Below are 13130 nucleotides of genomic sequence, written 5' to 3'. Positions count from 1 at the left end.
GTCAGTCTTGGTAGGTGGGTGGGGGAGGAGCGGGAACGGGGCCGAGCACGGTGAGGTACTGCTGGTAGATCCGGCTCCAGGTGCCGTCGCTGCGGATGCGGTCCAGCGTGCCGTTGACGAAGCGGACGAGATCGTCGGAGCCTTTGGGGATGCCGATGCCGTACGGCTCGACGCTGATGCTGTTGCCGACCAACTCGGTGTACGGGTCCTGGGAGGCAAGCCCGGCGAGGATGGCGTCGTCGGTGCTCACCGCGTCGACCTGGCGCTGCTGCAGAACCACGAGACAGTCGGCCCAGGTGGGCACGGTGAGGATGGTCGCGGTGGGCTGTTCGCGACGGACGTGGTCCAGCGAAGTGGTGCCGGGCACTATGCAGACCCGTCGGCCCGCCAGGTCGGCGAGACCGTTGATCCCGGAGTTCTTCATCGCGAGCACGCGCTGGTTGGCCTGGAGGTAGACGGTGGAGAAGGCGACCTTCTCGCGCCGCTCACAGTTGATCGTCATGGTCTTGGCGACCAGGTCGACGGTGTGGTTCTGCAGCGCGGTCTCGCGTTCGGCCGAGCCGAGGCTGCGGAATTCGATCAGGTCCGGGCTGCCGAGCAGGTCGCGGGCGACCTCCCTGGCGATGTCGGCGTCGAAACCGACGACGGCGCCGGAGACCGGGTCGCGGTAGCTGAACAGATTGCTTCCGGTGTCCAACCCGACGAGTAGCCTGCCGCGCGCCCGGATCGCATCGATCACCGGTCCACGCGCGGCGCCACCTGCTCCGGTGGGACGCAGACTGGCGGTCGGGTCCCCGCACTGCGGCGTTTTCAGCGGCGGCGGCACCGGCGAATCCGTCAGCACCGGAATCGCTTTGGCGGGCAGCGGGGGCGCGGTGTACTCGGGTGTCTTGGTCGGCAGCGGCGCGCTGGAGTCGCTCGCGCAGCCGCTCGCCAGCGCCGTCACGACGAGGGCAACTATAAGGATGCCGCGCGCGGATCTCATCGGTACTCCCGAAGCCGGGGCCAAATGCCGAGTCCGACATAGCCTGCCGCCAGAATGCCCAGCACCATCGCGCCCGCCCCGAGGAAGTCCAGCACGCGGGCCGCCTGGGAGATCTTGCCGCGCAAAGCGTCCCGAGTCTCGGTGATGCCCTGCTCCAGCGAGTGGTCCAGAGCGCTCACCTGCGCGGTGGCGTCCGCAGCGCCTGCACCGGTCGCGACGGAGGCCGCGCTGTTGAAGTCGCCGCGGGCCAGCGCCTCGTTCATGTGCTGATGCGCCACCCGCCAACGAGCAAGCGCCGGAACCGCATTACGGACCTCGGCGGCCGCGGGCGCGGAGCCGGGGTAGCCGCCGAGCAGGTCGGCCAGCCGCTCGATGTCCACGTCGTAGGTACGGTCGTAGTCGCCGGTGGCGTCCCTGCGTACCAGTTTCAGCGTTTCCGCCGCGCGCGCCTGCTGCGCCAGAATCCGGCTCTCGGTCAGCCGCGAGGATGGCACCGCGCCATCGTCACGAGCACGGATCATCGACGTCGCCGACACCGAACCCGCGATCACCGTCCACGCCAGCAGAATCAGCATCCCGACGGACGCGAGCAGGAGTCCGGGATTGACCACCCGCCGCCAGCGCCGCGCAAGGTCCCGCTGCACCCAGACCAGCGCGCCGAGGGTGAGGATCAGCAGCACGATGGCCGGCCACGGCGGGCGCACGTGGTTGCGCTGCGCGTCGGTCACCGCTGCCGAGCGGTGGTTCTGCAGTTCCTCGGCCATCGGTAGCAGCGTCGTCTGCATCTGGTTCGACGCCTCGCTCAAATACGCGGCACCGACCGGATATCCGCTGCGATTGTTCGTCCGTGCCGTCTCCACCAGACCCGAGTACACCGGAAGACCGGTGATTATGCCGGTACGCAGCCGGGCATCCGGGTCGGCCGCCGCGTCCGGGCCGACGTTGCGGTCCGATTGGGTCACCAGCTCCGCCGCCGCCTCGCCCATGGCCTGGGTGTAGCGATCGCGCACGGCCTGCGGCTCCAGTCCGCCCGCGATGAAAGCGGTGCTGGCCGCGGCGTCGGCGATGGACAACGAGGTGTAGAGCCGGTGCGCGGAGTACGAGTCCGGTTCGGTGTCGTAGAGCAGCACGTGCAGGCCCTGCTGGCGGTCGCTGACCGTCGCCGCGGTCACTGAGCCCGCGGCCAGGCACAGGGCGATGAGCAGAAGGCCGACCGCGATCAGCCGGCCCGGCGACGATCTGGCGAAGGACCGCAGGTTGGCTGGGTCGAGGCGCTCGCGCATGAACGCGACCCGCAGCCCGCTCGGATTGTCCCGATCGCCGGGCTCGGCAGCGGACGAAGGCCGGAGTTCGGCTGTCGTCTGCTCGGTGCGAGTCATGTCCACCTCCCCAGTCTGGGCCGCGTGCGCGGATTTCTCGACGGGCCGATCGGACGTTCGATCGCCCCGTGCGTGTTGGTGCGGAGTTTATTGTGGTCATACTGGCGCCGCGGCGTGTGAAACACCCCCGATTGTGAGCAATGCGGAGGGCGGGGCACCCCGCAGTGGGATGAGGATAGGTACGAGATGCGTGGTGACGGTGACGGTTGGTCACATGGCCCGGACGGATTGCGGCACTGGGGCCGCTTCGGCGCTGCCGGTCTACTGTTGCGCGCTCCGCTCGCCGGTGGGGGCTCGGCGGTGCTGCTGCAGCACCGCGCGCCGTGGAGTCATCAGGGCGGCACCTGGGCGTTGCCCGGTGGAGCCCGCGACAGCCACGAGTCCACCGTGCATGCCGCGGTCCGCGAGGCATGGGAGGAGGCGGGCATCGAGCCCGCCGACGTCCGGGTGCGCGGCGAGCGGGTGACCGCATCGGCCCTGAGCGGCTGGACCTACACCACGGTGGTCGCCGACGCTGTCATGACCTTGCCGACGAGCCGTAATCGGGAGAGCACCGAGCTGGCCTGGGTCCCGGAGGGCGAGGTGGACGCCCGTGCGCTGCATCCCGGGTTCGCCGCTGCCTGGCCTACCCTGCGTGCCGCGCCGGCCTGGGTGCGCCTCGCGGAGATCGAGGACGACGGTGCGGTGGCTGCCGCCCTTCCGCGCACACTCGATCTAGCCGACCAGGGCTTCGTCTGGCTGCATGCGGATCCGGACGGGCCAGGCGGCTACGCCAGGATCGTGCCGGCCGACCAGCAGCTGGCCGCCGAATCGACAACGGACGGAAACACCGCGCTGGACACGGTGCTCTCGCTCACGCGCGGCCAATTGCTTTCCTGATACCCAGTGTTTACGTATACACAGTGTTTACGCGTTCGCGAGCAGTGTCGCCTTCAGTTCGCGCGCCGCAGCCTCCGGATCACGCGCCTCGGTGATCGCCCGGACCACGACGACCCGTGTCGCCCCCGCTTCCAGTAGTTGCGGGAGGTTCTCCGCGTCGATCCCGCCGATCGCGAACCAGGGCCGAGTCGGATGGGCGTCACCGGTCGAACGCACCAGCTCGAGTCCGGCCGCCTGCCTGCCCGGCTTGGTCGGCGTAGCCCACACCGGCCCGGTGCAGAAGTAATCGATGTGCTCATCGATCGCGGCGAGTCCCGCCTGGGCGCGGTTGTGGGTGGACCGCCCGATCAGCACGTCCGGTCCGAGAATCCGGCGCGCGTACCAGGGCGGGAGATCGCCCTGCCCGAGATGCAATACGTCGGCGCTCGCGGCCAGCGCGAGGTCGGCGCGATCATTGACCGCCACCAGCGCGCGGTGCCTGCGCGCGGCCGCCTTCAATTCGGCGAGCGCACCGAGCTCGGCCCTGGCTTCCAATGGACCGAACTTCGCCTCGCCGGGCGATCCCTTATCCCGGAGCTGGATGATGTCGACTCCGCCTGCGAGCGCCGCCTCGGCGAACTTGGCCAGATCGCCCCGCTCCCTTCGGGCGTCGGTGCAGAGATACAGCCGCGCGTTTGCCAGACGCTCCCGGGGAGATGTGGGTCGATTCGGGTGGGAGGGTTGCACGCCTTCGACCGTAGCCGCGCTACCGTGGGGATGCGAATAGGAGGCAGGTGGATCGAATGCGGACTCTGGCCGTCGTCGGTGGCGGCGCCATCGGGCTCGCCGTGGCCTGGCGGGCCGCGGAGGCGGGTTGGTCGGTCACCCTGTTGGACCCCGCCCTTGGCACCGGCGCCTCCTGGGTCGCCGGGGGGATGCTCGCACCGCTGTCCGAGGGCTGGCCGGGTGAGGAGCGGGTGCTGGAGTTCGGTGCCGCCTCGCTGGCGCGCTGGCCCGAATTCGCTGCCCGGCTGGACGCCGCGACCGGGGTCTCGGTCTTCGTCGCCGACGAGACCATGACCGTCGCGCTGGACGCGGCCGATGCCGCCGACCTGCGCACTGTGGCCGACTGGGTCGGTGGTCGCGGCCACGAGCTGCGGATGCTGGATCGCGCGGGAGTCCGGGCGCTGGAACCGTCCTTGGCGCGCACGGTGCGCGCCGCCCTGCTCGCGCCCACCGAACCCGCTGTCGACAACCGCGGGCTGGTGACGGCCTTGCGTCGGGCGGCCGACGTGGCGGGCGTGCTGGTTCGCGACGAGTCCGTGGACTCGCTGACGCACCTTCCGCAGGACCAGATCGTGCTCGCCGCGGGCGCCGCCTCGGCGCGGTTGTGGCCCGAGCTGCCGGTGCGTCCGGTCAAGGGCGAGATCTTGCGCCTGCGCCACCGCCCGGGCGTCGCTCCCGCGCCGCGCCGGGTGATCCGGGCCAGGGTGCACGGCAGGGCGGTATACCTGGTTCCGCGCGCCGACGGGATCGTCGTCGGCGCCACGCAATACGAGGCGGGTTTCGACACCGCGGTCACCGTCACGGGCGTGCGCGATCTGATCGCCGATGCGGAGGCGGTGTTCCCCGGCATCGGCGAATACGAGCTTGCCGAGGTGAGCGCGGGCTCCCGGCCCGGCAGCCCGGACAACCTGCCGCTGATCGGCAGGCTCACCGACCGGATCGTCGCGGCTACCGGGCATGGTCGCAACGGCATGCTGACCATGCCGCTCACTGCGGACGCGGTGCTGAGCCTGCTCGGCGGGGCAACCTTGCCTGAGGCGGAAGTCGCCGACCCGCAACGCTTTTCGACGACTGTAGGAGGAATTCGATGACGCTGTCATCCGCCCCCATCGGTGTCACGGTGAACGGTGACGACCATGAGTTCGCCGAACCGCTCACCGTGCGCGAGCTTTTGGCGCGCCTGGACTTGCCATCCCAGGGCGTCGCGCTCGCGGTGGACGGTGCCGTGTTCCCGAAGTCGCGGTGGGACGAACCGGTCGGCCGCGGCTGGCAGATCGAGGTGCTGACGGCGGTCCAGGGTGGCTGAGGAATCCGGTGTGGCCGACGCCCCGCTGCGGATCGCGGACCGCGAGTTCGGCTCTCGCCTGATCATGGGAACCGGCGGCGCGGAGAATCTCGCCGTGCTCGAGGAGGCACTCATCGCCTCGGGTACCGAGCTGACCACTGTCGCCATGCGGCGGATCGATGCCGCGGGCGGCACCGGCGTGCTCGACCTGCTGAAGCGCCTGCGTATCGCGCCGCTGCCGAACACGGCGGGCTGTCGCACTGCGGCCGAAGCGGTGCTCACCGCACAGCTGGCCCGCGAGGCGCTGGACACCAACTGGGTGAAGTTGGAGGTGGTCGCCGACGAGCGCACCCTGCTGCCCGACCCGATCGAATTGGTCACCGCCGCCGAGCAACTCGTCGATGACGGTTTCGTCGTACTGCCCTACACCACCGACGACCCGATCCTGGCGCGCCGCCTGGAGGACGCGGGCTGTGTGGCGGTGATGCCGCTCGGTTCGCCGATCGGCACCGGCCTCGGCATCGGCAACCCGCACAACATCGAGATGATCGTCGCCGAAGCGAAGGTCCCGGTCATCCTGGACGCGGGCATCGGCACTGCGAGCGACGCCACCCTCGCCATGGAACTCGGCTGCTCGGCCGTGCTGCTGGCGACCGCGGTGACCAGGGCGCGTCGACCCGAGCTGATGGCCGCCGCCATGGCGGACGCCGTCCGTGCCGGGTATTCGGCCCGGCACGCGGGACGTATCCCCAAGCGGTTCTGGGCTCAGGCCTCGTCTCCGGCGCTCTGACAGGTACGGAACGCTTGGGCAATCAGCGGACAGCAGAGCAGGATCGATCGGTCTGGTACTTCGCGGGGCTACACCTACGTGAAGTACACGAGCACCCGGCCGGAGTTGTTCGGGTCGGGCTCGCGGCGCACGTACAGCTTCTTGATGTGCTTCTGGTCGAGGAAAGCCAGGACGCGGCTTTGGAGCTGCCCCGAGCCCTTACCGGGGATGATCTCGGCGACGGGCGTCCCGGACTTGGCGGCCCTGAGGAGGAACTGCCGCATGGCGACATCGATGTCGCGGTTGCTGCGAAAGATTGGATGCAGATCCAAACTGAGCACAGGTCGACCCCTTCAACGTTGTGTAAGCGTGAAGCCAGCGTAGGTGCAGCCTCGGCCACTGCCAAGGACCGCCCATTCCACAGGTGGTAGCACTGGCCTGGATTCAATACCCCGAGTCGGCCGAGGGAGCCGGTCATCTCGTAGGCCGAGTCGCGGTCACCGATCCCGCGACCTCACTCAGCCCCTGGTGGCCGTGCAGCCCCCGGAACTCGCGGTCCGCAGCCTGAACGGTGTGGATGTTGTTGTCGCGCTGACCAGTTCGGGTCGCGACTCGAACCATTATGCGATTTTGCCGTGACACCGGAATCGGCGGCACCGGCGCCGACCGGTCCCATACGGTAGACCGAGAATCCTCGCCGAAAGGAAGCCGATCCATGCCGAACCGCGAAGCTCTGCGACCCGCTGGTCTCGCTGTACCGAAACCACCCTATTCAAGCGTGATCGTGAGCGGAGACCTGGTTTTCACGGCCGGTCAGGCGCCGTTCGATGGTGACGGCAACCTCGTCGCCGAGGACTTCGCCGAGCAAACCCACCAGACGCTGCGCAACCTGCGTAGCTGCCTGGAGGCGGCTGGCTGCGGATTTTCCGATGTCGTCAAGGTCACGGCCTACATAGTCGACCCGGCGGACTTCGCTGCGTTCAACGAGATCTATCGGCAGTACTTCACCGAGCCGTATCCCGCTCGCACCACCATCGTCTCCAACCTTCTGGGGTTCAAGGTGGAGATAGAGGCGATCGCGCGTACACCGTAGCCGGGCGGGCGGGAGCAGAGCGCGGCAATACGATCGATCCTCGGGCGCCCGTGTGCAGTTCATCTGCGTCTATCACGGAAGTGGACCGGATCCACTCTGTTCGGAGTGTTTACGAGCCTTCGGGGTGGGTAAGTCGTTGCGGGAGTCCGTCTTCGGTCACATCTCCCAAACTGGGGCAAAGTTCCGGCGCTGTCGGCTTTACTTGATGTTGTGTCCTCCACTTCTGCCGCTGTCACCGGGCTGCCCCCGGTCGTCACAGGCCGCCTCCGCAATACCAAACGCTTCGTCACCGACCCGATTACGTTCCTCTCCGACTCTATGACTCAGCACGGCAACGTGTTTCAGTTTCAGCTGATCAACGGGAGCATGGTCGGGATCACCCATCCGCACCACATCAAGTACATCTTGCAGGAACGCATGGCGAACTTCACCCGCGAGACCCAGATGTACGACATCATCGAACCGTTCATAGGGCGGGGGCTGGCATCCATCGCGGACCACAACCGCTGGCGACGCAACCGGCGCCTCGTCCAGCCAGCCTTTCACCACAAGAAGATCAGTGCGCTCAGTGAGACCATGGTGGCCGAGATCAACTCCATGTGCGACGAATGGGCTGAACATGCCCGCGCCGGACGGACGATCAATATCGGCGAGCAGATGAGCCACCTCACGTTGCGGATCGTGGTGCGGGCGCTGTTCGGATTGGATCCGCAAGGCCCGGAGGTCACCGGCTTCTCCGACGCGACGCAGCGGCTGAATGCCGAACTCGGGAAGTTCGTGCGTATGCCGTTGGTCCCCTTGAAGTTTCCGACGCCGAGCCACCACCGCTTCTGGCGGGCCATCGATGAGATGGACGCCATCGTCTACACGGTGATCAACAAGCTGCGCGATACGGACAGCGGTGGCTTGCTGGCTATGCTCATGAACTCCACGGATGCCGATACAAACGAGAATTTCACCGACCAGGAGCTGCGCGACGAGGTTGTCACCATGCTCTTCGCTGGTCACGAGACCAGCTCCTCGGCCCTGACATCCGCCATTCTGATGCTGCAATTGCATCCGGAGGTGCGTCAGCGGCTGGTCGATGACGTCGACACGGCATTGCCCGGCGGGCATGCCACCATGACCGACCTGCCCGCGCTGTCCTACAGCAAGCAGGTGATGGAGGAGGTGTTGCGGCTCAAACCGCCGGCATGGATGGGACAACGCCGCGCCGACGAGGACGACGAGATCGGCGGCTACCGCATCCCGGCAGGCACTACGGTGATGTTCAGTTACTATCACGCACACCGGAACCCGGAGTGTTGGGACCAGCCGGACACCTTCGACCCGGACCGCTTCACCGCCGACGCGGTCGCCGCCCGTGACCGGAACGTGTACCTGCCCTTCGGCGCGGGCGGACACCTGTGCATCGGCAACGCGTTCGCGATGATGGAGATGCAGCTCGCACTCTCGACCATTATGCGGCGGTTCGAATTGACCATCGAGAACCCGGACCCGACCCCGAGTTCCGCACTAACCCTCAACACCAAGTTCCCGGTCATCGCGACACTGACCGAACGGCGATAGCACCACGCGCAGTACCGTTTTGAACCGCCCTGGCGACTTCGATGAACTCGCCGGGGCGGTTCAATGCTGTCGCCGGGTTCGACCTTGATTTCCACACCGACCACCTGCGCACTCGGGTCAGTGGCTGACCGATCACGCCGCGCGCCATCTACCGATTCATCGAAATGGCGGAGATGAATTGCGGCGCAATGAGTCCGGTGTGCTCTAATCGCACTGCATTGATGAGCAGGATCTCCGCAGTGCACACAATCCACCTCCGACACCCAGAGGGGCATATGGTTTTCCGCGCCGAGACGGCACAAACCCGCCGACGTATAGCGCCCCGGCTCGCCATGGCACTCGCCGGTGCAACGGCCTGGACGGCTGTCGGCGCGGCTCCTGCGCTCGCCGACCCGATCACGGATGCGATGCCGACCGGGGTGGAGGCGAGTTTCGTGATCTTCGATCGCACGACGGGCGCATCGAGCGTGCAGTTCGACGCACACAAGCAGTACCGGGCCGCATCGGTGGTCAAACTGCTCATCGCGCTCGACTACCTGGAATCGCATGACCCACAGGCTATTTCGTCCGACGATTCGGCCAGGTTGCAGGCGATGCTGCGCTCCAGTGACGACGACGCCGCCAGCTACCTGTGGATCGAGAACGGGTGGGACGAGATCGTCGAACGGATGGTCGTCAAACTCGGTCTGACCGACACTGTGCCACCCGCAGACCGCGGGATGTGGGGCTACACGGCGATCAGCGCCGCCGACGTAGTGACGACGTATCGCTATATCCTCGACACTGCGAGCCCGGCCGTCCGCGACTTCATTATGAGCAATCTGCACGAGTCGACGAAATGCGGTCAGGACGGATTCGACCAATCCTTCGGCATAGCTCGCGCCCTCGCCAGTCCCACCAGTGTCAAACAGGGCTGGTCCGGCTTCGGTGACGCACCCGAGCCCGACAACGAATGCGCACCCGAGAACCCGAAACCCCCGATTCCGCCTGGGGCCCTCGATGCCGCCGCCGAGAGCCCCATCGTTATGGGCCGAGACGGTATCGATGAGAACTGGACCTTCACCGAGGGAGACCCGGCCGGCGCACCCGCAATCAACCTCGGCAAGCGAGCCATGCACACAACCGGGACTGTCGGCGAACACGACGAGAAAATCTTCGTTCTGCTGACCCTCGAACCAGCTGGAACCCCATGGGACATCTCATCGCAACGCATCACCCTGCTCACCAAGGCCATCGACCTCGCAAACTGGAGCGAGACGACCGGACTGGGCTCGTACTGACGCGTCAGCTGCTCATCGCCCCCGCACGTCGCTCGTAGCGCGAGCGTGCGAGGTCATAGGCCTTGTGCAGCAGTTCGCGGGTTGCCTTGTCGGCCTGCTGGCCCGGATTCACCACTGCCAACCAGCCGACGGAACCGTAGACCGGGTGTGCGATCACGGAATCGGTGACGCTGGGGTCCATGTCGATGGCTGTTTCGCGTGGCGTGTGGCCGGTCCACTGGATGAAGGATTCCTTCCCGGCGGCGAAGTTGACCCTGAATGCCTCCGGGCGGTCCAGGCGCGACTTCTCGTCGCCCGGATAATCCTTAGTCACGATCGTCGCGAAGGGCTGAGTCGCTTTCGGCACGGCACCATTCGGTGCGTAGTAGAAGAACGTATCGCCCCAGCTGATCTCGGGTGAGCCGTCGTCGGGTCCCGGCCTGAGGGTCAGGACTCCCTCGAGGTTTTCTACCAGGCTGATGATCTCGTCGATGGTCATGCCTCCAGCGTTTCATTAAGGTGCTTGTGGAGACTTGGAGTCGCATTGCCAGGGAGGTCGGGGTGTCAACCCTCAACTCATCGATGCGTACGGTCGACGTCGGGCGACGTGCCGGATACTCCGTGCAACAGGTACGCAACCTCGAGCGTGCCGGAGTGTTGCCGACCGCGGTGCGCACAGTTGCGGGCTACCGCAGGTACGGAGAGATTCACTTGCGTTCCGCGCTCGCTTACCGGGCGCTGGCGGCAGGCGTCGGCCCGGTCGAAGCCAAAAGGATCGTTCGCGCGGTACACCAGGGCCCGATCTCGCAGGTGCTTGCCCTCCTCGACGCGGCGCACGCCCGGCTCGACCGCGAGCGTAGGGACCTCGAGCTCGCCAAGGCGGCGGCCGAGGCGATCTCTGCCGAGCCGATCGAGGACGTCCGCGCATCGGACTCGATGAGCGTGTCCGAACTCGCGGCCGCACTCGGAGTACGCCCGTCGACCTTGCGGCACTGGGACGCCGAGGGGCTTGTCGTTCCTGACCGCGTCTCCACCCAAGGAACGCGTCGGTACTCGCCGGCCCAAGTTCGGGATGCGCGGATCGTTCACCAGCTACGCAGCGCCGGATACCGCATCGACACGCTCCGGGCCCTGATGCCGAACCTGCCGCACCGACACCGATCCGAAGACGTCGCAGCCGCGCTGGCGGCCCGGGACGCGAGTATCGCAGCTCGCTCCCATGCCCTGCTCGAGGCCGCCGCCAGGCTCAGCGCCGTGATCTCGCTGGCCGCCGACTCGCCTCCGTGACCGTGAAACACCCAGGCGAGAAGCGTATTCTTCAGCTTCCTGCGCCGACGGCCTCTCGGTGATCGACACGGTCGGCCAGGAATTTCGCTACCGCCGCGGAATAGGTGCCGGGGTGGGAGAAGCGGAACATATGACCCGTCCGCGCCAGCACGACCTCGGTCGCATCCGGAATGCCGTCACGCATCACTTTGGCGGGGGCTTCACCGACGATGACATCGTGTTCGGGGGTCAGGATCAGGGTCGGGACCGTGACCTGGTCGAGTTTGTCGACGTAGTAAGCCGACAGGGCCGCGGTGATGCGGGCGCCATAGGACTCCGCAGGGGTGTTCTCCCGGAACACGCGGCGGCTTTCGGCCTCGTTCCAGGGAACCTGGCCCTCGCCATCGAACGGGGAGGCCAGGCGGTGGGCGTGAGCGCGCAGGACGATGTGCTGGTAGGCGCCCCCGCGCATCTTGCCCATGGTTCGCATCGCGGTGTTCCAGAACGGGGAGGTGACCGGGTTGGCCGCGAATCCCCCCGACATCACCAGCCCGCGCAAACCTTTCGGCTGCCGAACCGCCAACGCCAGCCCGATCTGAGCACCGAAGGAGTCTCCGACCAGAACATAGTCGTCGAGGTCGGCGACAGCGTCAGCGACGAAGCCGGCATAGATCTCCATGTCGTCGACGGCCTCGGGCAGCTTCAGCAGACGCGCGGGCCGCTCGCTCAGCGAGTCGAACCCGCTGATGTCCCATGGGGCACCGGACATGCAAGGGATGAAAACAAGGGTGGGGTTCTTCTTCGGTGTGTTCGCCATGGCCTACATATTACACGACATGTATGTCGTGTAATATGTTAGCTGGATCACAGGAATTGGCATTGCTGTCACCGGAATATGCGGGCGCCTCCGCATGCTTCAGGACGGCATGGCAACGTTCGAGAACACGCTGACCATCAACCGTCCGATCGCCGACGTCTTCGCATACCTTGCGCAGTTCGAGAACGTTCCGCGCTGGAACTACGCCATCACCGAGACCCGCAAAACCTCCGCAGGCCCGGTCGAGGTGGGGTCGACCTACCGGCAGACCCGATCGATTCCCGAACCGGCTGTGGAAGCGTTCGAGGTCACCGAATTCCAGCCCACAACGGTTGCAGATCCGTGGCCAGTTGGGCCCATTCCCGGCTGTGGTGTCCTACGACCTGGAGTCCGCCCCCGGCGGCACCCTGCTGCGAAACGTGATCGACCTCGAACTGCACGGCCCGCTGCGACTCGCGGGCCCCATCGTCACAGCAAAGGTCAAGTCAGCGGTAGCAGCCAACCTCGATGTCCTCCGGCGACTACTCGAGACATAGCTCCCCCGCCTCTCTGGGTCTTCAGACCGCACCAGTCGGGTGGCGCGGGATTGCATTCAGGTCCTGCATTCGGTGCCGCTTCGGTTCTGGGCTGACCCGACGAGTTATCCGTGTACGCGCGAAATCAGTTGTCCCGATGGCAGTGCACCTCATCCTCGAGATCGTTCGGAGGATCGAGGTCGATGACCGTTCCGTCCTCGTAGACCGCTGCGACCGACCCGTCTGCGCGCTCCAGCCAGCCCTTCGGCGGCATGTTGTCCGGGTCCCAGAGGATTCGCCAGGTCACTGAATGCCTTGCGCGGGCGGCGGTTCAAGTGCCAGGCGAAGGAGCGCGCCGCGTTTGCGTGGACACGGCGGCTCACAGGTCTTGTGGAGGTGCAGGATCCCGCGGGCCCACTCCGGTGACATGGTTACCGGCGGGTACTTGTCGCAGTGGTCGTCGACCCAGCTCATCCGTGGTCCGCCCACTCGCGGATGGCTTCTGCGAATAGTTCGACCGTTTCAACTGGTGGCCCGAAGTATTCGGTC

Annotated in this window: 16 protein-coding genes and 1 pseudogene; 10 read left to right on the top strand and 7 right to left on the bottom strand. The window is 66.7% G+C overall.

Going from position 1 to position 13130, the window contains the following annotated elements; genetic code table 11:
* Position 1: 1 nt before the first annotated feature.
* Positions 2-985, bottom strand: a complete 984-nt coding sequence (locus tag AB4Z47_RS06805) for a transporter substrate-binding domain-containing protein (protein WP_441948762.1) — start codon at positions 983-985, stop codon at positions 2-4.
* Complete coding sequence (locus AB4Z47_RS06800; RefSeq protein WP_441948760.1) at positions 982-2364, bottom strand: hypothetical protein; 1383 nt, start codon at positions 2362-2364, stop codon at positions 982-984. The genes AB4Z47_RS06805 and AB4Z47_RS06800 overlap by 4 nt, the downstream gene beginning before the upstream one ends.
* Before the next feature lie 186 nt (positions 2365-2550).
* Here AB4Z47_RS06800 and AB4Z47_RS06795 point away from each other — a divergent pair, with 186 nt between their 5' ends.
* Entirely contained in the window at positions 2551-3243 is a 693-nt protein-coding gene (locus tag AB4Z47_RS06795) for an NUDIX hydrolase (RefSeq protein ID WP_441948758.1), read from the top strand.
* A 27-nt stretch (positions 3244-3270) separates the two neighbouring features.
* On the opposite strand, the gene thiE is transcribed toward AB4Z47_RS06795, so the two are convergent.
* The gene (thiE, locus tag AB4Z47_RS06790; protein WP_441948756.1) at positions 3271-3969 is read right to left on the bottom strand and encodes a thiamine phosphate synthase; all 699 of its coding nucleotides are present in this window, start codon (positions 3967-3969) and stop codon (positions 3271-3273) included.
* Positions 3970-4025: 56 nt separating this feature from the next.
* Between thiE and thiO the strand changes: the two genes are divergently transcribed.
* The 3 genes from thiO to AB4Z47_RS06775 are packed head-to-tail and all read left to right on the top strand — an operon-like array spanning position 4026 to position 6083.
* Positions 4026-5099, top strand: a complete 1074-nt coding sequence (gene thiO / locus AB4Z47_RS06785) for a glycine oxidase ThiO (protein ID WP_441948755.1) — start codon at positions 4026-4028, stop codon at positions 5097-5099.
* Complete coding sequence (gene thiS, locus AB4Z47_RS06780) at positions 5096-5314, top strand: sulfur carrier protein ThiS (RefSeq protein WP_441948754.1); 219 nt, start codon at positions 5096-5098, stop codon at positions 5312-5314. Before thiO ends, thiS begins: the two co-directional genes overlap by 4 nt.
* Complete coding sequence (locus AB4Z47_RS06775; protein ID WP_441948752.1) at positions 5307-6083, top strand: thiazole synthase; 777 nt, start codon at positions 5307-5309, stop codon at positions 6081-6083. Before thiS ends, AB4Z47_RS06775 begins: the two co-directional genes overlap by 8 nt.
* 74 nt (positions 6084-6157) lie before the next feature.
* Here the strand turns inward: AB4Z47_RS06775 and AB4Z47_RS06770 are convergent, their stop codons facing one another.
* Positions 6158-6403 (bottom strand): Smr/MutS family protein, encoded by a 246-nt coding sequence (locus AB4Z47_RS06770; RefSeq protein WP_441948751.1) that lies wholly within the window; start codon positions 6401-6403, stop codon positions 6158-6160.
* Positions 6404-6684: 281 nt separating this feature from the next.
* On the opposite strand from AB4Z47_RS06770, the gene AB4Z47_RS06765 reads away from it, so the two are divergent.
* The 3 genes from AB4Z47_RS06765 to AB4Z47_RS06755 all read left to right on the top strand — a co-directional run bounded on the left by AB4Z47_RS06765 (position 6685) and on the right by AB4Z47_RS06755 (position 10004).
* The gene (locus AB4Z47_RS06765) at positions 6685-7155 is read left to right on the top strand and encodes a RidA family protein (RefSeq protein WP_441948749.1); all 471 of its coding nucleotides are present in this window, start codon (positions 6685-6687) and stop codon (positions 7153-7155) included.
* A 210-nt stretch (positions 7156-7365) separates the two neighbouring features.
* On the top strand, positions 7366-8724 hold the full coding sequence (locus AB4Z47_RS06760; protein ID WP_441948747.1) for a cytochrome P450: 1359 nt from the start codon (positions 7366-7368) through the stop codon (positions 8722-8724).
* A gap of 221 nt (positions 8725-8945) precedes the next feature.
* Complete coding sequence (locus tag AB4Z47_RS06755) at positions 8946-10004, top strand: hypothetical protein (protein ID WP_441948745.1); 1059 nt, start codon at positions 8946-8948, stop codon at positions 10002-10004.
* Positions 10005-10008: 4 nt separating this feature from the next.
* On the opposite strand, the gene AB4Z47_RS06750 is transcribed toward AB4Z47_RS06755, so the two are convergent.
* Complete coding sequence (locus AB4Z47_RS06750) at positions 10009-10482, bottom strand: DUF6194 family protein (RefSeq protein ID WP_441948743.1); 474 nt, start codon at positions 10480-10482, stop codon at positions 10009-10011.
* 62 nt (positions 10483-10544) lie between these two features.
* On the opposite strand from AB4Z47_RS06750, the gene AB4Z47_RS06745 reads away from it, so the two are divergent.
* Positions 10545-11270, top strand: coding sequence for a MerR family transcriptional regulator (locus tag AB4Z47_RS06745; RefSeq protein ID WP_441948741.1), 726 nt, complete (start codon positions 10545-10547; stop codon positions 11268-11270).
* A gap of 31 nt (positions 11271-11301) precedes the next feature.
* Here the strand turns inward: AB4Z47_RS06745 and AB4Z47_RS06740 are convergent, their stop codons facing one another.
* Positions 11302-12066 carry an alpha/beta fold hydrolase gene (locus tag AB4Z47_RS06740; protein WP_441948739.1) on the bottom strand — a complete coding sequence of 255 codons (765 nt, stop codon included), beginning with the start codon at positions 12064-12066 and terminating at the stop codon, positions 11302-11304.
* A 94-nt stretch (positions 12067-12160) separates the two neighbouring features.
* On the opposite strand from AB4Z47_RS06740, the pseudogene AB4Z47_RS06735 reads away from it, so the two are divergent.
* Both AB4Z47_RS06735 and AB4Z47_RS06730 read left to right on the top strand, forming a co-directional pair.
* Positions 12161-12379, top strand: a pseudogene (locus AB4Z47_RS06735) (SRPBCC family protein); the annotation flags it as partial.
* Between the two features lie 19 nt (positions 12380-12398).
* Positions 12399-12602: a hypothetical protein gene (locus AB4Z47_RS06730; protein WP_441948841.1), complete on the top strand. Its 204-nt coding sequence runs from the start codon at positions 12399-12401 to the stop codon at positions 12600-12602.
* Between the two features lie 124 nt (positions 12603-12726).
* Here AB4Z47_RS06730 and AB4Z47_RS06725 read toward each other — a convergent pair whose 3' ends face one another.
* On the bottom strand, positions 12727-12888 hold the full coding sequence (locus tag AB4Z47_RS06725) for a hypothetical protein (RefSeq protein WP_441948737.1): 162 nt from the start codon (positions 12886-12888) through the stop codon (positions 12727-12729).
* Positions 12889-13130 lie beyond the last annotated feature (242 nt).

Source organism: Nocardia sp. 2TAF39, assembly GCF_052114905.1.
In the GTDB taxonomy this organism is placed as follows: Bacteria; Actinomycetota; Actinomycetes; order Mycobacteriales; family Mycobacteriaceae; genus Nocardia.
The sequence above is the reverse complement of the archived record's forward strand: the minus strand, read 5'-3'. Positions and strand labels throughout refer to the sequence as shown.

Bases quoted from the DNA above. Each gene is read 5' to 3' on its own strand.
- AB4Z47_RS06805 (WP_441948762.1), bottom strand. From the start codon at position 985: ATGAGATCCGCGCGCGGCATCCTTATAGTTGCCCTCGTCGTGACGGCG.
- AB4Z47_RS06755 (WP_441948745.1), top strand. From the start codon at position 8,946: ATGAGCAGGATCTCCGCAGTGCACACAATCCACCTCCGACACCCAGAG.
- thiS (WP_441948754.1), top strand. From the start codon at position 5,096: ATGACGCTGTCATCCGCCCCCATCGGTGTCACGGTGAACGGTGACGAC.
- AB4Z47_RS06765 (WP_441948749.1), top strand. From the start codon at position 6,685: ATGCGATTTTGCCGTGACACCGGAATCGGCGGCACCGGCGCCGACCGG.
- AB4Z47_RS06740 (WP_441948739.1), bottom strand. From the start codon at position 12,066: ATGGCGAACACACCGAAGAAGAACCCCACCCTTGTTTTCATCCCTTGC.
- AB4Z47_RS06795 (WP_441948758.1), top strand. From the start codon at position 2,551: ATGCGTGGTGACGGTGACGGTTGGTCACATGGCCCGGACGGATTGCGG.
- AB4Z47_RS06800 (WP_441948760.1), bottom strand. From the start codon at position 2,364: ATGACTCGCACCGAGCAGACGACAGCCGAACTCCGGCCTTCGTCCGCT.
- AB4Z47_RS06750 (WP_441948743.1), bottom strand. From the start codon at position 10,482: ATGACCATCGACGAGATCATCAGCCTGGTAGAAAACCTCGAGGGAGTC.
- thiO (WP_441948755.1), top strand. From the start codon at position 4,026: ATGCGGACTCTGGCCGTCGTCGGTGGCGGCGCCATCGGGCTCGCCGTG.